We start from the raw sequence: 20,878 nt of genomic DNA on the forward strand, positions 1-20,878 counted from the left end.
TTTCGGTGACATGGGGGTTGTCATCGTTTGGACGACATGCTATACCTGTGGTGCGCGTTGACCCCAGAGTCGATACGAGGAGGGAACCGACATGTTGATGCGCACCGACCCGTTCCGGGAGTTCGACCGGTTGACCCAGCAGGTGTTCAACAACGTCGCCGGAACCTGGTCGCGCCCGACCGCGATGCCGATGGACGCCTACCGCGCCGGGGACGAGTTCGTCGTCGCCTTCGACCTGCCGGGCATCGACCCCGACGCGATCGAGTTGAACATCGAGCGCAACGTGCTGACCGTCAAGGCCGAGCGCCGGCCCACCGTCACCGACGAGTCGGTGGAGATGCAGGTGTCCGAGCGTCCCCTTGGCGTGTTCTCCCGGCAGCTGTTCCTCGGCGACACCCTGGACACCGGCCGGATCAAGGCCGACTACGACACGGGCGTGCTGACGCTGCGCATCCCGGTCGCCGAGCAGGCCAAGCCCCGCAAGATCGAGATCACCGGCGGGCACGGCGCCCGCAAGGAGATCAAGGCCTGACCCGGCGGGGTGATCGCCATGGTGTCGGCTGCGCGGACGGGCCCGCAGGAGGAGTTCCTCGCCCTGCTGTGCGCGGATGAGGACCTGCTGCGCGCCGAGTTCGACGCGATCGTGGCGGCGAACTGGGACCGGCCCCGGCCGCCACGACCAACGCCGCCGAGGCGGCCCTTCCAGCCACGGCCATGCCGACCGTCCTCGGTGGCGACATCGGCGGGGTCGGTCCATAACCGGCGCAGGCTCGCCTGGCGCCCGGCGCGGTCGCCGCCTCAGGGCCGCTGACCGAGCGAAAACCTAGGGGAAGGAGGGTGATCGTCTGACTTTGTCGGGTGACGCGGGACGTGCTGCCAGGCCGTTCGCCACTGTGATCAGGACACCGCGGGCCCCAACCTCCAAGCCCGCCAACGCCAACACGGCAATGTGACACGGCGAGCCGCACTGGCAGCCTCGTCCGCTGGGTGGTCCCGACAAGCCGCCGGGACCACCCAGCCGTCCGATCGGAAGAACGCGACATGACCCACGACCTGCCCGACTACTACACCGTCCTGGGTGTGGCCAGCACCGCGTCGTCGGCCGAGATCGCGCACGCCTACCGCACCCGGATCCGCAGCCGGCATCCCGACGCCCGGCCCGACACCGACCAGGACGCCGCCGCGGAGGGGCTCAGCGAGCTGATCGCCGCCTACGCGGTGCTGCGCGACCCGGACCGGCGCGCAGACTACGACCAGAAACGCCCGTCGACCACGAGCATCAGCCCACCGCTCGCTGCATCGAGCCGTATGCCGCTGCTGCGCGTGGGTCCCGTCCGCTACCACGGCCCAGCCCACCGAGGACACGAGTGACCACGACTCTGGCCACCCCACGGCCCCACCGCGCGGGAATCCCGATGTCTATCACCGAACACGAGGATGGCTCGGTAGATGACGAGGTCCTGCACGAGCGGGCCGAACGCGGCTTACGCCGCTACACCGCCCAGACCGCCGACGCCGTGGGCGTCGGACCGGAAGCGGCCTGGTCCGAGTGGGCCGATGCGCCCAGCGCCTACATCGCGCTGGACCGCAGGCTGGCCAACCACCCTGACCGGGACGCGGCTTTGGTCTGGGCGCCCGAGCGTGGCTGGGCGGTGGCAGTCGAAGCCGGCTGCGGCGAGGACCTGCTGATCACCGCGTCCCTGGGCGGCGACGTGCTGCCGCCGCCGCACACCGTCGCCGCGTTCGTCCGCGCCGTCCTGGCCAACCGGCACTCCGACACAGCTGCGCGCCCCCGCTCCGCGGTGGGCGCCCCCCTCGCCCGCCGGCTGGCCGACTGGGCTCGGCGCTAGCCGATGGCCGAACACGATGCACCACGGCGCGGCGGCCCTACCACCGGCAGGCCCGACCCTGGACGGGCGGGCTGACGAGAGACGCCGGTCCGCCTCGCCTTGAGTCCCCGACGAGGCGATCTCGTTGGCGTGAAACCGTTTGATGGCCTTCCGGTCGCTCCAGCGGGCGGTGTTGTGTCGTACAGGGTTCGGACCTAGCTGGGTGCTCGTCACACCTCTTGGGTGCGGCCCCGGTGGTCGCGGGTGGCTTGGCGGACCTGGTCGCTCTGGCCGGTGACCGAGGCGATCCGCTCGGCCAGGCCGCTGTGCGAGTCCAGCAGGTGGCGATGGCTGTCGGCCAGCGGGGACAACAATGCGGCCGGATCGTCCTGGCCCAGGGCCCGCCCCACCGCGTCCACCCGCCGCTGCCCGGTGCCGGACAGGCCCTGCACCGCGCTGACCTGGCCGGCGAGTTGGCGCAGGACGCTGGAGTTGCGCCGGGCCCACTCGGCCACCGCGCGGTCGCCGGCGCGGCGGGTGCGTTCCGCGCGGACCCGGTCCTCGCCCCTGTGCTCGCCCGTGGCCGAAGGCCGCAGGCGCAGGTATCGGCGTTCCGCCGCCTGCCGGCTGGTCACCCCGAGCGCCGGAGCCAGACTGGCCCAGCTCACCCCCTGGTCCCGGGCCGCCGTGATCAGCTGCGGCTCCCAGCCCGCGATCTCCTCGCGCAGGTGCCGCAGCACCGTCAGTGCCGCCAGAAGATCCTCCGGCGCCGCAGTCGTGTCAGTCACCACCGCGTTGACCAATGCCAGCGCCTTCGCCGTCGCAGTCGCCGTCGCAGGTGGCAGGCCGCTCAGCCGCGCGTGGGCGTTCGCGTACTCGTCACCCATTGTCATCCCTTCGACGACCCACTAAGTGTCATCACTTAGACGACATTCTATACTCCCCGCGCGCCTCGACACCAGCAGTGACGAGGCGCGGCCGAGATGGCGCCGAAGGGACCGGGTCATGCCCAGTCACCCGTTGACCCCCACCCCTTCCTGGTAGGCCTTCGCTGTCCTGGGGGAACGTGCCGTCGCCGAGCCGCTCGTCGAGGGCGTGCAGCTCGTCGTCCAGCCGGCCGATCGGCTCGGTGGCCGAGCTCGACCGGACGTTGTCGTCGACGAACACCTTGCCGAGAAACCCGAGCACGAGCGGCGCGTTGTCGGCCCGCAACAGCCGCCACGCCGCGTCATTGCGCCGAAGCTGGTCGAGGCCCTCGAAATTCATCAATGGCGCCTGCTTTCCGTTGATGGGACAGGTTGTGTCGAGTCCGTCGTTCGAGTCCAGGACGGCAGCACGTAGCCGAGCCGGAGCAGGGCTTTGCGGAACCTCGGCTCCATGAGCGGCCGAACACACGAAACCGCAGTCGAGGAAGGAAGAACCCGTCCATCAACCCCAGACCCCGCCGAACAGGTTGAACCCAAGCTAGGTGCAATGCCCGGAACCCATCGGCTGCTTGATCATCGTCAAGAGCCGAACGGCCCTGCCACCGTGAGGCCGGTCGGCGATGCCGACCGGCCTCGGGCCTTGTCAGGCCTGGCCGTCCGCGGTCGGCTGGGTGGGAGGAGACGTCGGCACTCCTTTGTGCGAGTCATCCAAACGGTAGTGACATCCACTATGTAATCGTGCCCGAACAGATGTCAATGCCGATCAGGTATGGATGTCGATCGGTAGTTGGTCCGGTAAGCTCCGAGCATGGGATTGCGTGAGATCAAAGCGGCCCGCACGCGGCGGCAGATCGCCGAGGTGGCGCTCGATCTGTTCATCGACCAGGGCTACGACGAGACGACCATGGAGCAGATCGCCGAGCGTGCCGAGATCGGCACCACGACGCTGTACCGCTACTTCCCCAGCAAGGATCTGACGATCCTGGACCGGTTCGGCCGGTTGATGGACCTGGGGTCGCTGCTGCGTGCGCGTCCGGCCGAAGAGCCGCTGAACGTCGCGCTCGGCGCCGCGATCCACACGTTGTGCGAGACGTTCGAGGGTGAGAATGACGTGCGCCTCGCGGCGATACGGAAGATCGTCGACAGCTCGCCGGTGCCGCGGGCCCGCCTCTGGGATCTTGCGGCGCAATCGCAGAGTGCGCTCAAATCCGCGATCGCCGAGCGCGTGCACCGCGCCGTTGACGATCTTCAAGTGGTCATGACCGCGCACATCGCGTTCGCCGTATACGAGATCATCACGGAAACGTGGTGGGAAAGCGACGACCATGCCGAGTCGCGCTCGGCGAGGGCCGATGAGGTGCTGCGGGCCATCAACGCCCTCGAGTTGACGGTCCCGGCTCCAGCCGATCCCGGCCCCACGGCATCCCGCCGGAAGCCTCGAAGGACCGCGCCGCGAAAGTGACAGTGACCATCAGGAGCGGCTCGCGACCGGAAGCATGAGCTCAAGGGCGCCGAGGGTGCGGAGCACGTCGTCAGCGGTTGTGGACGGCGACGCGCGGCGGTCGCTCGCCGTCCAGGTCTCCCACGCGATCGGGTGCACGACGAAGGTGACGCGCGCCGTCATGGTGACCGGCAACTCGCCGACGTCGCGGTTCATCCGCTCGGCGATCGCGCTTTGCAGGTCGCTCTGGGCTTGTGCCCAGATCCAGGGGTCGCGCACGGGGACCGGCGCGTCATCCACGATGCGTCGTAAGGCCATTCTGCGGTCGTCGTGGACGTCGTAGTCTTCCAGTGCGCCGTGCATCACGGCCCCGAGGCGATAGTCAACGGTTCCTCGACCGGACCCGCGCGCAGCCGCGCCCCGAGGTTCATCGACCGTGTGAACAGGTCCAGGATGAGCAGATCTTTGGTGGGGAAGTAGCGGTACAGCGTGCTGCAGCCGATCTCGGCTCGCTCGGCGATCTGCTCCATGGTCGTCTCGTCGTAGCCCTGCGCGACGAACAGATCGAGCGCCACGCCGATGACATGTTCCCGCGTGCCGGCGGCTTTGAGTTCGCGTAGTCCCATGCCCAGAGCGTAGCGGGGCTCACACCTGACTGGATTTGACACCTGATCGGTAGTGACCACATAGTGGTAGTCACTACCGAATTTGGGGACGTGAGGCAGTGTCGGCGCACGGCCCGGCCGCCGTCAGGCAATCGTCAGGTTCCTGGCCGGGAAAGGTCAGCCCGGTCCGATTCTCTGGATGAGCGCCGCCGAGTCGGCCTGTCCGGCGCCGAGCCGTCGGCACGCACCGTTGCGACCATCGAACCAAAGGACAACTCCCTTGAATATCAGCATTGACGAGGTCAAGTGTGTCGGCGCTGGTCAGTGTGTGCTGGCCGCGCCGGAGGTGTTCGACCAGCGTGACGACGACGGCATCGCCGTGCTGCTGGACGAGTCCCCGGGGGATGAGCTGCTGCCTCAGGTGGAGGACGCCGCCGGCCGTTGCCCGGCGTTGGCCATCACGGTGGGGAAGTAGCGGCGCATGGAGCACATCGTCGTGGTGGGGGCATCGGCCGCGGGACTGACCGCAGCCGAAACCTTTCGGCGCCAAGGGTTTTCCGGCACGGTGACCGTGCTCGGCGATGAGCTGCACCCGCCCTACGACCGGCCGCCACTGTCCAAAAAGGTCCTTGCCGGCGAATGGGAGCCCGAGCGGACCACCCTGCGCACGGAGAGCGACTTCCAGCGGCTGCGGCTAGACCTCGAACTTGGCCGCCGGGCGACCGGTCTGAACGCGGCGGCCCGCACCATCAGCCTGGCCGGCGGGGACCGACTGCGCTACGACGGCCTGATCATCGCCACCGGGCTACGTCCGCGGCGGCTGCCTTTCGGCCACGACCTGCCCGGCGTACATGTGTTGCGCACCCTGGACGACGCCCTGACGCTGCGCGCTCAGCTGCTGGCCAGGCCCCGGGTGGTGGTGATCGGCGCCGGCTTCCTCGGCTGCGAGGTCGCCGCCACCGCGCGTGGCCTCGGACTGGACGTCAGCCTGGTCGGCGTCGAAGGCGCCCCGCTGGCCAGGCAGGTCGGGACCTGGGCGGGCGGGCTGGTGGCCGACATGCACCGCGATCACGGTGTGAGCCTGCACATGGGCCGCGGTGTGGTCGGTTTCCTCGGCCGTGACCGGGTAGCCGCGGTGATCCTCGACGACGGAACCCGGCTGCCCGCCGACGCGGTCGTGGTGGCGATCGGCTCGGTGCCGGCGGTGGACTGGCTGGCCGGCTCCGGGATCCCGGTGGGCGACGGGGTGTTGTGCGACGGCGCCTGCCGTGCCGTGCCCGGGGTGTACGTGGCCGGAGACGTCGCCAACTGGCCGCATCCGGTCACCCGTGGGCGGGGCCGTCTGGAAACCCGCACCAACGCCACCGAACAGGCCAGCACCGCGGCCAAGAACCTCCTTGCCGGTCCGACGGACGCGGCCGCCTACTCGCCGATCCCGTTCGGCTGGACCGACCAGTACGACGCCAAGATCCAGACCTACGGCTGGTGCCCGGTCGGCGCCGAGGTCAAGGTCGTCGACGGAGATCCACGGGAACACAAGTTCGTCGCCCTCTACTACATCGACGGCCGAGTGGTGGGCGCGATCGGGTGGAACAGCCCGCGTGCCCTGCGCCAGTACCGCACCCGGGTCGCCGAGTGACACACATTCCCTGATGACCAAAGGAGTTCCCATGACCTGTCCCGTGCACGAATCCATCGACCTGCCCGGCGGACGCGGCCTCCTGCTGGAGCCGATGCCCGAGATGATTCGCCTGCTGCGTGAGGAGCCGGTGCGCAAGGTCCGCTTCCCCAACGGGGTCGAAGCGTGGTTCCTCTCCGGTTACGAGCACTTCCGTGCGCTGTTGAACGACCCTCGGTTCAGCAACCGCAAGGAGGACACGCCGCCCGGGCCGCTGCGGGCCACCGACCCGGAGACGGACTCGACCACGGTCACGAATATGCCCGGCAACTTCATCACCGCCGACGGCGACGACCACCAGCGCTTCCGGCGCATGCTGACCAAGGAGTTCATGGTCAAGCGGATCAACGCGCTGCGGCCGCGCATCCAGCAGATCGTCGACGAGCACCTGGACGAGGTGGCCCGCCGGTCCGGTCCGGTGGACCTGGTGCCCGCGTTCACGCTGCCGGTGCCGTCGATGGTGATCGCGGAGCTGCTCGGCGTGCCCTACGAGCAGCGGACCGCGTTCCAGGACGCGGCGAACACGTTGCTGGGGCTGACCGCGACGGCCGAGGAGATGTTCGCGTCCTGGGGCCGGCTCGCCGAGATTCTCGCGGTGGTGTTCGACGCCAGGACCAGTGATCCGCAGGAGGACCTGATCAGCCACATGCTGCACGAGCAGCCCGACCTCAGCCACGAGGAGCTGACCACGATCTGCATCCTGCTGCTGGTCGCCGGGCACGAGACCACGGCGAACTTCTCCGGGTTGGCGATCGCGCATCTGCTGCGGCAGCCCGAGCAGTTGGCGAAGTTCACCCAGCACCCGGAGAAGTCCGCGCAGTCCGTGGACGAGATCATGCGCTACCTCATCGGCCTGTCCGGCGCGGGTGGCCTCAGCCGTCGGGCGCTGGAGGACGTGGAGATCGGCGGGCAGCTGATCCGCGCGGGCGAATGGGTCGTGGTGGGCATGACTGCCGCGAACGTGGATCCGGCGCTGTGCCCGCACGCCGAGCAGCTCGACCTCGACCGTGGTCGGGTGCCGCACCTCGTGTTCGGCTACGGCCCCCACCAGTGCCTCGGCCAGAACCTGGCCCGCCTCGAGCTGGAGATCATGTTGGTGAGCCTGTTCGCCCGGTTCCCGGACATTCGCCTGGCCGAGCCCATCGAGGACCTGCCGTTCCGGGAGGAGATGATCGTCCCCGGTTTCCACGCGCTGCCCGTGACCTGGTGAGCCGGCGCGGAGGCCGGCAGACGCGTGAGCAGCGCCCGCCGGCCCTCCGACCGGGCACGCCATCAACCACCACGTCACCCGTGATCGGCAAGACCGGCGCTTGATCAGCAACGATGGAGACAGAGTGACCGACACACATGCCGCGACCCCTGCCGCCGGGGTCGCCGGGGCGTCACGCGCACGACGCTGGTGGGTGTTCGCACTGCTCTGCGTCACCCAGCTGATGATCGTGCTGGACGGCACCGTGGTGAACATCGCGCTGCCGTCGGCGCAGCGCGCGCTGCACTTCGACGACGGCAACCGGCAGTGGATCATCACCGCGTACACGCTCACGTTCGGCAGCCTGCTGTTGCTGGCCGGCCGGCTGGCAGACCTGATCGGTCAGCGCACCACGCTCGCGATCGGACTGGCCGGCTTCGCCGCCGCCTCCGCGGTCGGCGGTGCGTCTACCGATTTCACCATGCTGGTGGCGGCTCGCGCGGTTCAGGGCGGGTTCGCCGCGCTGCTGGCGCCGGCGATCCTGGCGTTGTTGACCACGACGTTCACCCAGGGCACCGAGCGGAGCCGGGCGTTCGGCGTGTTCGGGGCGATCGCCAGCGGCGGCGCCTCGGTCGGGCTGCTGCTGGGCGGGGTGCTGACCGAGTACCTGTCCTGGCGCTGGACCATGTACGTCAACATCCTGTTCGCGGTCCCCGCGCTGCTGGGCACGTTCCGGTTGTTGCCACCGCACAATCCCGAGCACCGGCCGAAGTTGGACGTGCCGGGCACGGTGACCGTGTCGGCGGGGCTGGTCGCACTGGTCTACGGCGTGTCCGACGCGCAGGCCGAGGGCTGGGGTTCCACCACGACCGTCGGCTGCCTGATCGCGGCCGTGGTGCTGCTGACGGTGTTCGTGCTGTTGCAGCGGCACGGCTCGGACCCGTTGCTGCCGTTGCGGTTGCTGCTCGACCGGGACCGGGCCGGCGCGTTGCTGACCATGTCGCTGGCCATTTCCGGCATGTTCGGGATCTTCCTGTTCGTCACGTACTACATGCAGGTGAACCTGGGCTACAGCGCGGTCGAGACCGGGGTGGCGTTCCTGCCGCTGCCGGGCACGCTGGTGCTGATGACCTCGGTGATCGGGCCGCCGATCAGCCGCCGGGTCGGCCCGAAGATCCTGGTGCCGCTGGGGATGGCCCTGGGTGCGGCGTCACTGTTGTGGCTGATGCGGATCGGCGTGCAGGGCAACTACTTCCTGGACCTGTTCCCCACCTTCGCGGTGTTCGGGGTGGCGCTGGGGTTGATCTTCTCGGCCACGCCCAACCTCGCCACGCTGGGGGTCGAGGAGGACGACGCCGGCGCCGCGTCGGCGATGGTCAACACCGTGCAGCAGGTCGGCGGCTCGATCGGGACCGCGTTGCTGAACACGGTCGCCGCCGCGGCCGCCGCGGGTTGGCTGGCCGGCCGGGTTCCCACCGCCGCGTTGTCGGGGCAGGCCCAGATCCACAGCTACATCACGGCTTTCGCCTGGGGTGCGGGCATCTTCGCCGTCGGCGCGGTGATCGCGCTGGTGATGCTGCGTCCCGGCGTGCCGGCCGGTTTCACCGATGCCGAGCAGCCCATCGTCGTGCACTAGTACGCCGCTCCCGTCCGGACAGCAGCGAGGACCGCGCACACCTGGAGGCTGTGGTGGATCAAAGCGGAGACCTCCCGGCTCCGGCCTATGACCAACGTCGTCCGCGGTACCAGCCTCGTAGGCACAAATCATCTCAATTCGACCCGACAACTACCGTTTAGGGGAGGGACGTCCAGGCACGTGGACAGCCGGTCAGACCACGTGCGCGGCGATGATGCGGGCGCACTCGACGGACTCGGTGTCGCCGGTGTCGACCTCGACGTCGTAGACGACGTCCTTGTGCACGATCTCGGCCTGTGAGACCGCCATCCCGCTCACTCGGTCGCCGCGCGCCATCTCGCGGCCGGCGGCGATCTCCGGGGCGCAGCGCACGCCGACCCAGAGCACCTGCAGGCCCTCAAGGTGTCCGCGCAGGCGCTCCTGCGACGTGGCGCCGCCGAGGAAGACGTCGTCGATGATGACCCGTGCCCCTGCCCGCGCCATCGCGGCGATCCCCGCCGTCCAGGCGGCCTCCGCCTGGCGGAAGGCATCGCCCACCGAAACCTCGCCGTTCTGTCCCAGCTCCACCCCGGCGTCGGACTGCATCAGGGCCGCCGGCAACGCCTCGATGAGGTTGTCCACGCCGAGGCTGAGCCACACCTGGGGCAGGATGGCCTTCAGGCAGCGGGTGATACCGGTCTTGCCGGAGCTGGATCCGCCGTTGAGCACGATGATCTGAGTGGTCACTTGATCGGCACGCCTTCCAGGGTGATTCGTTCCATCTTGCGGTCATGCGGCCAGTAGTCGGAGACCGCGTAGTGCTGCGCCGCCAGGTTGTCCCAGATTGCCACGTCGCCTTCCTCCCACTGGAACCGGCACTGGAACTCCGGTCGCCAGGCCAGGAGATGGACCATGTCGAGGATCCGGCGGCTCTCCTCGGCGCTCACGCCCTCGATGCGGACACCGGAGACCTTGTTGGAGAAGAGTATCTTCTCCTCGGTGAACGGGTGGGTGAGCACGAGCGGGTGCGACTGCGCCGGGTACTTCTCCCGCAGCTGGCGCAGCACGTCCGGATGATCGGCGAAGGCGGAGCGGTAGATCTGCGCCCAGTCATGGACGACCCGGAGTTCCTCAAGTTCCGTGCGCACCGAGTCGCTGAGCGAGTCGTAGGCGTTGCCCATGTTCGCCCAGCAGGTGTCGCCGCCCCGAGGCGGGATCTGAACGGCCCTCAGGATCGACGCGAAGGTCGGCACCGCCCGCCAGTTGAGGTCGCTGTGCCAGGAGTTGAGGTTGCCGGTGACCTTCGCGTCGTGGTGGATGCCGGTGATCTCGGGGTATTCGCGGTAGGGCTGGAACGGCGAGATGCCCACCACCGCGGGCTCGTCCTCGGTGCGGAAGGGGTGGACCTCGGTCTTGCCGATCTGCCGCGCCACCTTCGCGAAGGTGTGCCGATCGAGGTGCTGGCTCTTGAAGAACACCGCCTTGTGCTGCAGCAGCAACTCCATGACGAAGTCGCGGAGTCCGGGATCGGCCGGGTCCAACCGGTAGTCGTCGACGACTACACCGATGTGTGTGCCCAGCTTCTTTCGCGCCATCACTGGTCTCCCGCCGTCGTGGTGAGCGTGTAGGTGTGGATGATCTGCGCCATGCTCCGCTCCACCGCGCGCATGGACGCGCCGGTGACCAGGAACTTCTCGGCGTTGGGCCAGACGTTGCCGCTCGAGGTCAGTACGTCGCCCACGGCGGGAGGTCGGTAGCCAGCACTGTGTCGGGCAGGTCCTCGGGCGCGGTGACTCGACGACCCGGCCGGCCTTCTTCAAGATGAAGGACCCCTTCGAGGGCGACCTTAAGGGCACCACGTACTCGATCACCTTCGAGGACGGCTGGGTCTGGATGATTCCGTTGAAAGACGATCTCTACAGCGTCGGCCTGGTCGTGGACCGCTCCAAGTCCGCCGCCGTGCGCGAGTCGGGCGCCGACGAGTTCTACCGGACCACCCTCGCCAAGTGCACCCAGGCCACCGGCCTCCTGAGCGGCGCGGAGCAGGTGGACGAGGTCCGGATCGTGCACGACTGGTCCTACGACGCCTCGGTGTTCTCCGCCGACCGGGTACTTCCTCTGCGGCGACGCCGCCTGCTTCACCGACCCGCTGTTCTCCCAGGGCGTGCACCTCGCCTCTCAGTCGGCGGTCTGCGCGGCGGCGGCGATCGACCGGATCGCCGGGAACGAGGAGGAGCGCGACTCCGTCCACCAGTGGTACAACCGCACCTATCGCGAGGCCTACGAGCAGTACCACGAGTTCCTGGCGTCGTTCTACACGTTCGCCTCCTTCACCGAGCCGGACTCCGAGTTCTGGCTGAAGCGGCGGATCACCGAGTCCGATGACGAGCGCCTGAACCGCAAGGCGTGGTTCGAGAACCTGGTCGCCAGCAGCGCGCAGGACGAATCCGCGGTCTCGGTGGCGAACTTCCGCGACCGGGCGTCCACGATGATCGCCATCGGCCGCCACCAGCGTCCGGAGCTCAGCGACGAGTTCTCCGGGCGCCGGCGGATCCAGGGGAACTGGCTCGACTTGGTCATCAGGTTGGCGCCGGGACAGTCCGTCGGATCCTGACCTGTGACCGAACAGGCCCGCCACCACGAGGCGTGGACACGACGTGGCGGGCATTCCTGCGCAATCAAGCCTCAGGCTTGCTGGCCGGGTGGGCGGGCGCACGCCCGGCCGCGAAGCTGGCATCCCGGTGCAATCACGCCCTCACCCGAACACGTGAGGGACAGGGACGCCCGTGGCGACCAAGACTTCTCCATTGTGACCACAGAAACAGGGAGCACGAAAACCGGATTGACCATCGATGTGCACGTCGCGCCGATGCGGCCGTTCGGCGGCCCCGCCGGCCAGGACCCGGGCGACCAGCCGATGTGGTCGCCGATGAGCAGCACGCTGATCGCCGGCCCGCGCAACGCCGTGCTGGTCGACACGCTCGTCACGTACGACCAGGTGGACGCGCTGGCCGACTGGGCCGAGGGGCACGGCCGGCACATCTCCGCCATCCTGATCACCCACGGCCACTCCGACCACTGGATCGGCCTGGCCCGGCTGCTGGCGCGGTTCCCGGACGCGCGCGGCCTGGCCACCGCGAAGGTGCTGGACCGGGCCCGCTTCGAGGCGACCGACGAGGGCCTCCAGAAGTACTGGCACACCTGCTTCCCCGGCGAGATCCCGGACACCCCGGTGCTGCCGGAGCTGCTGGACGGCAACACGGTCGATCTCGACGGCCACGAGCTGCGGATTGCCGAGATCGGCCAAGGCGACACCGACCACTCCGCGATCGTGCACGCCCCGTCGATCGGCGCGGTCGCAGCCGGCGACATCTGCTACAACCAGGTCCACATGATGACGGCCGAAACCGATGCCGTCACCCGCGAGGCGTGGATCGCCAGCCTGGACGCCATCGCGGCGCTGAACCCCACCACGGTCGTCGCCGGCCACAAGCGGGTCGGCGCGCCCGACACCCCGGACAACATCGAGAAAAGCCAGCAGTACCTGCGTGACTTCACCCGCATCGTGCAGGAGCGGGACACGGTCGAGGAGATCGTCGCCGCGATGCTCGAACTGCACGGGGACCGGGACAACCCGCGGGTGCTGTGGCACGGGGCCCGGGAAGCCGTCGCCAAGCGCTGAGGGTCAGGACTCCAGCTCGTGCATCAGGTTGCTGAGCTGGACCCGGGACCGGACCCCGAGCTTGGTAAACACCGAGCGCAGGTGGGTGCCGATAGTGTTCACCGAGACGCCGAGCTCCTCGGCGGCGGCCCTGTTGGTGTGGCCGCCACCGATCAGGCGGGCGACGTTCAGCTCCGATGGAGTCAGGGCGGCCCAGCCCTTCTCGGGGCGCGGCTCGGCGGACAGCCACTTGTCCCGGCGCAGGCCCACCTGCCGCATCTCGTTCTGCACGTCCAGCAGCGGCCCGGTGGCACCGACGCGTCGGTAGATCTCCCAGGCGCGGTCGAGCACCTCGGCGCCTTCGCGCTTGCGGTCCTGCCGCAGCAGGTTCACGCCGAGATCCTCGTACGCGGACGCCTGCATCATCGGCCGCGGGCTGTGTGCCAGGATCTCGGCCCCACGGGTCAACAGGTCCACGTCCCTGTGCACGATCCCGCGGAGCTGGAGCGTGGTGCCGGCGAAGCTGACCACGTCGGGATTCCGCTCGGCCCCAAGATCGGCCAGCGTGAGCACCTCGTCGGTGAACTTCTGGTTCTTCGCCCGCAGACCGATGTACGTGAGCAACCGCAGCCAGCCGGGCTTCCACGGCCACGGATCGCGTTCCTCACGGCCGGCGAACACCAGAGGCGCCAACAGTTCCGCCGCCTCGTCGGCGTTGCCCTCGGCCGCGGTGACCCAGCCGCGGACGAGCAGCAGCGACGGGACCCGAACCTCGTCCTCCGGTCCAGCGGGCCCGAACCCGGCCGTCAGCCACCGCCGGGCCTCGGCGACATCGCCGCGTTGCAGCGACACCAGGCTCAACAGGGACGCCGCCTCGATGCCGCACGAGTAGCTGCCCCGTTCCAGCGCCAGGTCCAGCAGCGTGCGGGCGCCCGCCTCGGCTTCGTCGAACCGGGCCACGTTGTAGTCCCACCAGATCTGCGTGTAGATCAGGGACAGGAACACCATGCCCCGGTCCAGACCCAGCTCGCGGCGGGCGGTCCGCAGCATGACCTCGGCGTCGTGGAAGCGGTCGAGGTATTGCAGCCCTTGGAATTCCTGGCCGATGTAGGTAGGGCCGGAGATCGCGCGCAGAGCGCGGTAGTGCCGCAGCGACTCGACGTGATCGCCGCGATTGCGGGACACCTCGGCCAGGGCGTGCCAGGCCAGCACACGCGCGTCGTCATCGTCGACTTGGTCGGCCTCGCGCAAGGCGTGCTCGGCGGTCGTCACGGCACTGGACGCGGGCTCGACCCGGGACAGCGCCAGTGCCTGCAACGCAACCAACCGCGCCCGCAACACGGGGGAGAGCCGAGGCCGGGCGAGCGCCTTGGTGCTGCGGTCGACCGCGGCCAGCCAGCGGCCGCTGAGCCACAGGGCGCGGGCCACGGCGATCTCGACCTGGCCGGCCGACTCATCGTTGTCGATGTGGGCCAGCAGCAGGTCGGCGACCTCGAGCGCCTCGGTGCAGCGCTGGACCAGGCCCAGCAGTTCGACACACCGCTGCCCGAGCGCCAGCCAGGAGCCTTGATTCGGCCGTACAGCGTGGAAGGCGGCCAGGATCAGCTCGGTGGCGGCCTCGGGCATGGACCCGGCCGCGCGGTTGGCGGCCTCGGCCAGCATCGCGGCGCCGGCCTCGTCGCCGGGCTTGATGGCCGCGCGGGCGTGGGCGGCGATGGCGAGCGGATCGCTGTCGATCTCGGCGAGGTGCCGCGCGCAGCGTTCGTGCAAGGCGCGGCGGCTTCGTTCGGTGAGGTCGGCGTAGACGGCCTGGCGGATGAGGTCGTGCCGGAACACCAGGTGACCGTTGCAGTCGGTGTCGAGCAGGTAGGCCCGGACGACGGCGTCGGTGGCGGCGGTTATCTCGCCAGCGGTGTGCTCAGGGAGCAGGGCGTCGGCGTCCTCGGGCGCGAGCGCCTGACCGAACACGGCCGCGACGGTGATCAGGTCCGCAGCCGCCGGGTCGAGCTCCCGGATCCTCCGCCGCACACCGAGCACGAACTCCGCGGGGATGTCCGCGTCGCCGCGGACCACGCCGGTCAGGATCTGGGTGGCGAAGAACGGGTTGCCGCCGACGCCGTCCAGCATCCGGCTGACGGCGGTCGAGGGCTGGTGGCCGAGGCGGTCCGCCGCCATCGCGGCGATGTCGTCCACCGGCAGCGGCCCGAGCTCGATCGATTCCACCAGGGAGTCCGTGTCCCGGAGGTCGTCGACCAGCCCGCCGGCCGCGTTCCGGCTGGTGAACAGCCACAGGATGGACGACCCGGCAAGCCGCCCCGGCAGCGCGCGCAGCACGAACCGGGTGACGGGATCGGCCCACTGCGTGTCGTCGATGCCGATCAGGACCAGCCGCTGCTGGGACAGCCGTTCCAGCAGCGCGGTCAGGTCCTCGAGCAGCAGCAGCGGCTCGTTGGTCCGCGGCACCAGGTCGGTCAGCTCGGCTGCGGAGAGCAACGGATCCGTGCCGGAGCGCAGCGCCAACAGCAGCGGCGCGGCAGGAGAGAGCCGCCCGATCTGGTCGGCCTTGCCGACCGCGCAGGCGAAGCCCATACGCGTCGCCTGCGTGACGATCTCCGTGAACAGGGCCGACTTGCCGATCCCCGGTTCGCCCTCGACGAGGACCACGCCGCCGTGCCGCTGGGCCCGGACCCGGCGCGCGACGCCCAGCGCGGCGGCCATCGCCGCCGAACGGCCTCGCAGCACGACCTTCGACACGGGCCCAACTGTAGGCGGCCGGGCCGGTGGGCGACGGGTCGAGCGCCGGTTCCGGCACTACCGGTCCGACCTCGGTGCCTACCCGGACACGCGCCGCCGTCCACAATGGACTGCCGTCTCGCGCGTGGCCTCAGCAGCGCGGGTGGGACGGCTCCATCACCCGAACACGTGAGGCCGGGCCGCATCACATGAACGTGTGAGTGAACGGGGCTCGCGGTCGCCGCAGACTCGGCACCACTCGAAGCGAAAGGAATCCCGTCATGCCCATGATCGACATCTACGCGCCCAAGGGGCTGATCGCGGACCGCCACCAGCTGGCGCAGGACCTCGCCCGCACCATCATGCGGTGGGAGCAGGTCCCCGAGATCCCGTTCTTCCTGGACAACACCGCCGCCTTCGTGCACGAGCTGGACGCCGAGGGTTTCTCCACCGCGGCCGGCGCCAGCGGCAGCGTCCGGGTGCAGGTGACCACCAACGCTGGCGCGCTCAACCGCGACCAGCAGCTCGGCGTGGTCCAGGACATCACCGCGCTGATCGCCGACGCGGCTGGCGACCCGACGCTGACCGAACGCACCTGGGTGGCGCTGGGCGAGGCCGTGCCGGGCGGCTGGGGCATCGCCGGCCACGCCTACACCAACGAGGAGATCGTCCAGCACGTCCGGGCCCTGCTCGGCAAGGCGTAGCGGAACTCCCGCTGCTGGCCGACAAGCTCGCCGGGATCACCACGCCGGTGCAGATCCTGACCGGCGCGGACGATCCGTTCGTCCCCGTGCAGAACGCCGTGTACCTGTGGACGTACCTTTCAGGTCCAACAGTGGCGGATCAAGTCGGACGCAGCGCGTTGGCGAGTTGCACTCGGGATCGGACGCCGAGTTTGGTGAAGGCGGCCCGGAGATGGGTGGCGACCGTGTTGACGGACACGTCGAGCTCGGTGGCGGCGGACTTGTTGGTGTGGCCGGCGGCGATGAGTGTGGCGACGCGGTGTTCGGCCTGGGTGAGCGAGGCGGGGCCGGTGGCGGGCTTGGGAGTGGCGGCCGACCAGCAGGCGCGGCGGATGCCAGCCTCGCGCAGCAGACGCTGGACGGCGGCGCGGTAGGGACGGGCGTCGGCGCGGTGGTACTCATCCCACGCGCGGTCGAGCTGGGCGAGGCCCTCGGCGCGGCGGCCGGCAGCCAGCAGGGAGCGGCCGTAGGTGTCGGCGCCGAGCCCGCGCAGCAGGGGACGCGGGCTGAGGGACAGGAGCTCGGCCGACCGCTCGACCAGACCGAAGTCGTTCTTGCTGCGGCCGCGGAGGTTGAGCGCGAGGCCCTCGAAGGCGGTGTTGCCGGGATTGCGGTCAGCGATGAGCTCGGCGACGTCCACGGTCTGCTGTACGAAGTCCTCGTCGCCGGCGAGGGAACCGACGTCGAAGAAGAGTCCCATCCAACACGGCCAGAGCGGCCCGTACCCGCACGACCGGGTGGCGCCGGCGAGGATGGGGGCCAGCGTCTCGACCGCGGCCGGCAGGTCGCCGCGGCTCGCGGCGAGCCAGCCGCGCATGACGGCCAACCCGGGGAGGCGGATCTCGTCGTCGGCGTCGGGCAGGTCCTCCACGTGACACAGGAAGGCCGCGGCGGTCTCCGTCTCGCCGCGGATGAGGGCGACGGAGACACGCATGATGGCGGCGGCGAGGATGTCCATCGAGTTGCCGAGTTCCCGCGCGAGTTCGTCGTGCGCCCGGGCGCCGGCATCGGCGTCGTCGAGACGGCCGAGGTTGAGGTGCTGCCACAGCTGAGCGCCGTGCAGGGCGGGGGCGAGCGTGCTGCTCTGCGACCTGGCCTGTTCGAGCAGCGTGTGGGCGTGCTCGTACCGGTCGAGGAACTGCAGCTCGGTGATTTCGTCGGCGAGGCAGGACGCCCCGGTCAGCGACCGCAGCTCACGGAAGTGCCGCAGGGCGGTCTCGTGCCGGGCCTCGTTCTTCGCGGCCCAGCCCGCGGCGTGCAGCGCCAGCGTGAGCGCCTCGCGGTCGCCGGTCGCCCGGGCCTCGTCGACGGCCGCCGCGGCCATGGTGGACGCGACGTCGCTGGGCTCCAGCCGTGCGCCGGCGAGGGCGCGGGCGGCGCGCAGCCGCGCGGCGACGGCGGGGTTCGAGGTGTGGTGCAGCGCGCGTTCGGTCCGGGTGATGAGCTCGCGCAGCCGGCCGGCCGACCACAGGGCGCGGGCGACCTCGGTCTCGATCTCGTCGACGAGATCCGCGTCGGCGTGCGCGAGCAGCAGGTCGGCGACGCTCAGCGCCTCGGCGCTGCGCTGGGTTCGGCTCAGCACGGCCAGGCAGCGTCGGCTCAGCGCCGGCCATTCCGGCTGGGCCGGGCGCACGGTGCGGAACGCGAGCGAGGCCAGCTCGCCCGCGGTGACGTCGGTGAGCCGCTCCGCCGCGGAGATCAGGATCCGCGCGCTGTCCAGGTCGCCGGACCTCGCCGCGAGGCGGGCATGCGAGGCTGCGATCAGCGGATCGCCGGCCACCGTGAGGTAGTGCGCGGCGAATTTCCGGTGCAGCGCGCGGACATCGGCGCCGAGTGCGGCGTACACCGCCTCCCGCACGAGGTCGTGGCGGCAGGCCAGAGTCTGTCCTGTTGCGACGATCAACCGCGATTCGGTGGCGTCGGCCATCGCGCGTTCGAGTTTGTCACCGGCCAGAGCCACAACGTCGCCCATCGGCAGCGGACGGCCGGCGACGGCGACGAGCGCGACCAGGTCACGGGCTGTCTCGGGCAGCTCGGCGAGCTGCTGCGCGATCGCGGCCGTGAACCCGGCGGGCATCGAGTCCGGCGCGGCGAGGAACTGTGTTGCCAGGAAGGGATTTCCGCCCACAGCGTCGAGGTAGCGGCGGGTCCGCTCGTCCGGAGCGTGGCCGAGACGGTCGGTGGCCAACTGGACGAGATCCGCGCCGGTCAGCGGTCCGAGCCGAAGATGCTCGACGGTGACCAGATCGTGCCTGGCCAGCTCCGCCCCGAAATCTGCGCGGGCGGCCAGCACCCACACCACCGGCAACCCGATCAGCCGGGACATCAGCGTCCGCACCAGGAAGCGGCTCGTGCGGTCGGCCCAGTGCACGTCGTCGACGGCGAGCAGCACCGGCGCCGCCGCCTCGAGGATCGCGGCGACCCGGTCGGCGAGCAGCAACGGTTCGCCGACCGCGCGGGTGCACTCCGCGTAGTCTTCGGCCCCGGCCAACGGGTTTCGGCCGTCCCGCAGCAGCGCGAGGATCGGCGCGCCCGGCCACACCTGCTCGATCGGGTCGCACTTGCCGGCCGCGACCCGCAGTTGCTGGGCCGCTGCCTGCCGGCAGATCTCCGTGAGCAGCGCGGTCTTGCCGATCCCAGCCGGGCCGGAGACGAGCAGCACGCCGCCGCAGCCGTGCCGGCGCGCGGCGCGCAGAACGGACTGCGCGCGGGCCATCGGCTCGCTGCGACCGCGAAGCGGTCCGGGCGGCACCGGCACCTCCACAGGCGGTTGACCAGGACGGGCGCCGCCACGATACTCCGGACGCCGGAGCAAATCCCATGCCCGAGAGGCCGGATAAATTGACTGATCCGCCGAATACTGGGGAAGTTGACGCCCTGTCGGAGATCCTCGCCCGGGTCCGGCTGCATGGCACGACCGTGCGGCGGCACGCGCCGCTCACGCCGTTCGCGATCGGCTGCGCCGAGGGCATGCGCCAGCTGCACATCGTCGAGGCCGGGGCGCTGACGCTGACCGTCGACGGCGAGACGATTCTGTTGGGCAGCGGCGATCTCGTGCTGATGGCGCGCGGTTACGCGCACACACTGCGGTCCGGGGCGGCCAACGAACGGGCACTGACCGCGGACGACTGCTACACCGACGAGGTTCCGCCCGGCGAGCGGCACGACCGGTGGCTGACCGGCACGTTCGCCGTCGACGACCGGGCTGCCGAGTCCGTGCTGGCCGTGCTGCCGCCGGCGATCGTCCTGCGGAACACGCCGCACACCCCGTGGCTTCCGCTCAGCACGCATCTGCTGGTCGCGGAGGTGAGCGAGCCCTCGCCGGGGGCCGCGGCGATGATCTCCCGAATCCTCGACCTGTTGTTCATCCACTCGCTGCGGGCCTGGGCGCGAGAGGATGCCCGGCGCACGCCCGGCTGGCTGACCGCCGCGGCCGATCCACTGGTCGGACGGGCCATTGCCGCGATGCACCGCGATCCGGCGTACGCGTGGTCGGTGCCGGAGCTGGCCCGGATCGCGACGCTGTCCCGCTCGACGTTCGCCGAACGATTCCGAGTCCTGCTCGGCACCCCGCCGGCGACCTACCTCGCCGACGTCCGGCTGCAGCGGGCCGCCGAGCTGCTGCGCGCCACCACCGAGCCGGTCGGCACGGTCGCCCGCGGCGTCGGCTACACCTCCGACGCCGCGTTCATCCGCGCCTTCACCCGCCGCTACGGCACGCAACCCGGCCGGTGGCGGCGCTCCGTCAGCCCGCCAGCGCCCGTCGGATGAAGGCGGCGACCGCCACCGGCTGCGCGGTGAAGGCCGTGTGCGAGCCGTTGATGGACTCGGTCGTCGCGCCCATCCGCTTGGCCATGAACCACTCCGCGTCCGGCGGGATCGCGTTGTCGTGCTCGGAGACCAGGTACCAGGACGGCTTGGTCTTCCACCCCGCCTCGGTGGCGTTCTCCGTGAGCGCGGCCAGCGACAGCGGGCGCTGCGTGGCGTACATGACGTCCGCGACGTCGACCGGGACGTCCGCGCAGAACGTCTCGCGGAACTGCTCGCGGTTGATGTAGAGGTCGGGACCCTGCACGGCGCCGGGGGCGTCGTAGGCGGTCGGGTAGGACGTGGTGGCCAGCAGCGACGGCGGGTAGGGGCCCTGCACGCTGGCGCAGCTTTCCCCGGCGTCAAGGCCGAACGCCGCGAGGAAGACCAGTGCCGTGACGTTGTCCAGTCGGGCCGACGCCTGGCCGATCACGGCGCCGCCGTACGAGTGGCCGGCGAGCACCACCGGCCCGTCGATCGCGCCGACCACCGCCGCGATCGCGTCGGCGTCGGAGGCGAGGCCCCGCAACGGATTCGGTGGGGCGACCACGGTGTGGCCGTCCGCCGCGAGCTCGCGGATCACTCCCGCGAAGCCCGACGCGTCGGCGAAGGCGCCGTGAACGAGGACCAGCGTGGGGGACATGAGCACGC

At 70.3% G+C, this 20,878-nt stretch carries 21 protein-coding genes and 1 pseudogene; 12 read left to right on the top strand and 10 right to left on the bottom strand.

The window, feature by feature from the left end; all coding sequences use genetic code 11:
- The first annotated feature begins 91 nt into the window (after positions 1-91).
- The 3 genes from ACIG5F_RS43270 (at position 92) to ACIG5F_RS43280 (ending at position 1,850) form a co-directional block, all read left to right on the top strand.
- Complete coding sequence (locus ACIG5F_RS43270; protein WP_396526058.1) at positions 92-532, top strand: Hsp20/alpha crystallin family protein; 441 nt, start codon at positions 92-94, stop codon at positions 530-532.
- 509 nt (positions 533-1,041) lie between these two features.
- Positions 1,042-1,371 carry a DnaJ domain-containing protein gene (locus ACIG5F_RS43275; RefSeq protein ID WP_396526059.1) on the top strand — a complete coding sequence of 110 codons (330 nt, stop codon included), beginning with the start codon at positions 1,042-1,044 and terminating at the stop codon, positions 1,369-1,371.
- Positions 1,372-1,415: 44 nt separating this feature from the next.
- The gene (locus tag ACIG5F_RS43280) at positions 1,416-1,850 is read left to right on the top strand and encodes a DUF6292 family protein (RefSeq protein ID WP_396526060.1); all 435 of its coding nucleotides are present in this window, start codon (positions 1,416-1,418) and stop codon (positions 1,848-1,850) included.
- 209 nt (positions 1,851-2,059) lie between these two features.
- Here ACIG5F_RS43280 and ACIG5F_RS43285 read toward each other — a convergent pair whose 3' ends face one another.
- Positions 2,060-2,716, bottom strand: coding sequence for an HSP18 transcriptional regulator (locus ACIG5F_RS43285; RefSeq protein WP_396526061.1), 657 nt, complete (start codon positions 2,714-2,716; stop codon positions 2,060-2,062).
- Between the two features lie 31 nt (positions 2,717-2,747).
- Positions 2,748-3,095: a DUF3375 family protein gene (locus ACIG5F_RS43290; protein ID WP_396526062.1), complete on the bottom strand. Its 348-nt coding sequence runs from the start codon at positions 3,093-3,095 to the stop codon at positions 2,748-2,750.
- Between the two features lie 468 nt (positions 3,096-3,563).
- Here ACIG5F_RS43290 and ACIG5F_RS43295 point away from each other — a divergent pair, with 468 nt between their 5' ends.
- Positions 3,564-4,217, top strand: a complete 654-nt coding sequence (locus ACIG5F_RS43295) for a TetR/AcrR family transcriptional regulator (protein WP_396526063.1) — start codon at positions 3,564-3,566, stop codon at positions 4,215-4,217.
- Positions 4,218-4,226: 9 nt separating this feature from the next.
- On the opposite strand, the gene ACIG5F_RS43300 is transcribed toward ACIG5F_RS43295, so the two are convergent.
- Positions 4,227-4,562 (bottom strand): hypothetical protein, encoded by a 336-nt coding sequence (locus ACIG5F_RS43300; protein WP_396526064.1) that lies wholly within the window; start codon positions 4,560-4,562, stop codon positions 4,227-4,229.
- Complete coding sequence (locus tag ACIG5F_RS43305) at positions 4,559-4,822, bottom strand: TetR/AcrR family transcriptional regulator (RefSeq protein WP_396526065.1); 264 nt, start codon at positions 4,820-4,822, stop codon at positions 4,559-4,561. Before ACIG5F_RS43305 ends, ACIG5F_RS43300 begins: the two co-directional genes overlap by 4 nt.
- Positions 4,823-5,081: 259 nt before the next feature.
- On the opposite strand from ACIG5F_RS43305, the gene ACIG5F_RS43310 reads away from it, so the two are divergent.
- From ACIG5F_RS43310 to ACIG5F_RS43325, 4 genes are all read left to right on the top strand, one after another.
- Positions 5,082-5,276, top strand: coding sequence for a ferredoxin (locus tag ACIG5F_RS43310; protein ID WP_396526066.1), 195 nt, complete (start codon positions 5,082-5,084; stop codon positions 5,274-5,276).
- Positions 5,277-5,282: 6 nt separating this feature from the next.
- Complete coding sequence (locus tag ACIG5F_RS43315) at positions 5,283-6,440, top strand: NAD(P)/FAD-dependent oxidoreductase (RefSeq protein WP_396526067.1); 1,158 nt, start codon at positions 5,283-5,285, stop codon at positions 6,438-6,440.
- 31 nt (positions 6,441-6,471) lie between these two features.
- On the top strand, positions 6,472-7,689 hold the full coding sequence (locus ACIG5F_RS43320; protein WP_396526068.1) for a cytochrome P450: 1,218 nt from the start codon (positions 6,472-6,474) through the stop codon (positions 7,687-7,689).
- A 124-nt stretch (positions 7,690-7,813) separates the two neighbouring features.
- Positions 7,814-9,304 (top strand): MFS transporter, encoded by a 1,491-nt coding sequence (locus ACIG5F_RS43325; RefSeq protein ID WP_396526069.1) that lies wholly within the window; start codon positions 7,814-7,816, stop codon positions 9,302-9,304.
- Positions 9,305-9,496: 192 nt separating this feature from the next.
- On the opposite strand, the gene cpt is transcribed toward ACIG5F_RS43325, so the two are convergent.
- From cpt to ACIG5F_RS43340, 3 genes are read right to left on the bottom strand one after another with little or no spacing between them, the layout of a single operon-like run.
- Entirely contained in the window at positions 9,497-10,030 is a 534-nt protein-coding gene (gene cpt, locus ACIG5F_RS43330; protein ID WP_396526070.1) for a chloramphenicol phosphotransferase CPT, read from the bottom strand.
- Entirely contained in the window at positions 10,027-10,878 is an 852-nt protein-coding gene (locus ACIG5F_RS43335) for a TauD/TfdA dioxygenase family protein (protein WP_396526071.1), read from the bottom strand. Before ACIG5F_RS43335 ends, cpt begins: the two co-directional genes overlap by 4 nt.
- Entirely contained in the window at positions 10,878-11,024 is a 147-nt protein-coding gene (locus ACIG5F_RS43340; protein ID WP_396526072.1) for a hypothetical protein, read from the bottom strand. The genes ACIG5F_RS43335 and ACIG5F_RS43340 overlap by 1 nt, the downstream gene beginning before the upstream one ends.
- Positions 11,025-11,408: 384 nt before the next feature.
- Here ACIG5F_RS43340 and ACIG5F_RS43345 point away from each other — a divergent pair.
- A pseudogene (locus ACIG5F_RS43345) lies at positions 11,409-11,897 on the top strand (tryptophan 7-halogenase); the annotation flags it as partial.
- A gap of 228 nt (positions 11,898-12,125) precedes the next feature.
- The gene (locus ACIG5F_RS43350; RefSeq protein WP_396526073.1) at positions 12,126-12,965 is read left to right on the top strand and encodes an MBL fold metallo-hydrolase; all 840 of its coding nucleotides are present in this window, start codon (positions 12,126-12,128) and stop codon (positions 12,963-12,965) included.
- A 3-nt stretch (positions 12,966-12,968) separates the two neighbouring features.
- Here the strand turns inward: ACIG5F_RS43350 and ACIG5F_RS43355 are convergent, their stop codons facing one another.
- Positions 12,969-15,698, bottom strand: coding sequence for a helix-turn-helix transcriptional regulator (locus ACIG5F_RS43355; protein ID WP_396526074.1), 2,730 nt, complete (start codon positions 15,696-15,698; stop codon positions 12,969-12,971).
- A gap of 260 nt (positions 15,699-15,958) precedes the next feature.
- On the opposite strand from ACIG5F_RS43355, the gene ACIG5F_RS43360 reads away from it, so the two are divergent.
- Positions 15,959-16,381, top strand: a complete 423-nt coding sequence (locus tag ACIG5F_RS43360; protein WP_396526075.1) for a 4-oxalocrotonate tautomerase family protein — start codon at positions 15,959-15,961, stop codon at positions 16,379-16,381.
- 139 nt (positions 16,382-16,520) lie between these two features.
- Here ACIG5F_RS43360 and ACIG5F_RS43365 read toward each other — a convergent pair whose 3' ends face one another.
- Complete coding sequence (locus tag ACIG5F_RS43365; RefSeq protein WP_396526076.1) at positions 16,521-19,172, bottom strand: AAA family ATPase; 2,652 nt, start codon at positions 19,170-19,172, stop codon at positions 16,521-16,523.
- 89 nt (positions 19,173-19,261) lie between these two features.
- Between ACIG5F_RS43365 and ACIG5F_RS43370 the strand changes: the two genes are divergently transcribed.
- Positions 19,262-20,191: a cupin domain-containing protein gene (locus ACIG5F_RS43370; protein ID WP_396526077.1), complete on the top strand. Its 930-nt coding sequence runs from the start codon at positions 19,262-19,264 to the stop codon at positions 20,189-20,191.
- Here the strand turns inward: ACIG5F_RS43370 and ACIG5F_RS43375 are convergent.
- The gene (locus tag ACIG5F_RS43375) at positions 20,166-20,870 is read right to left on the bottom strand and encodes an alpha/beta fold hydrolase (protein ID WP_396526078.1); all 705 of its coding nucleotides are present in this window, start codon (positions 20,868-20,870) and stop codon (positions 20,166-20,168) included. The genes ACIG5F_RS43370 and ACIG5F_RS43375 overlap by 26 nt on opposite strands.
- Positions 20,871-20,878 lie beyond the last annotated feature (8 nt).

It is taken from the genome of Kutzneria sp. NPDC052558, from assembly GCF_044547355.1.
Taxonomy (GTDB): Bacteria; Actinomycetota; Actinomycetes; order Mycobacteriales; family Pseudonocardiaceae; genus Kutzneria.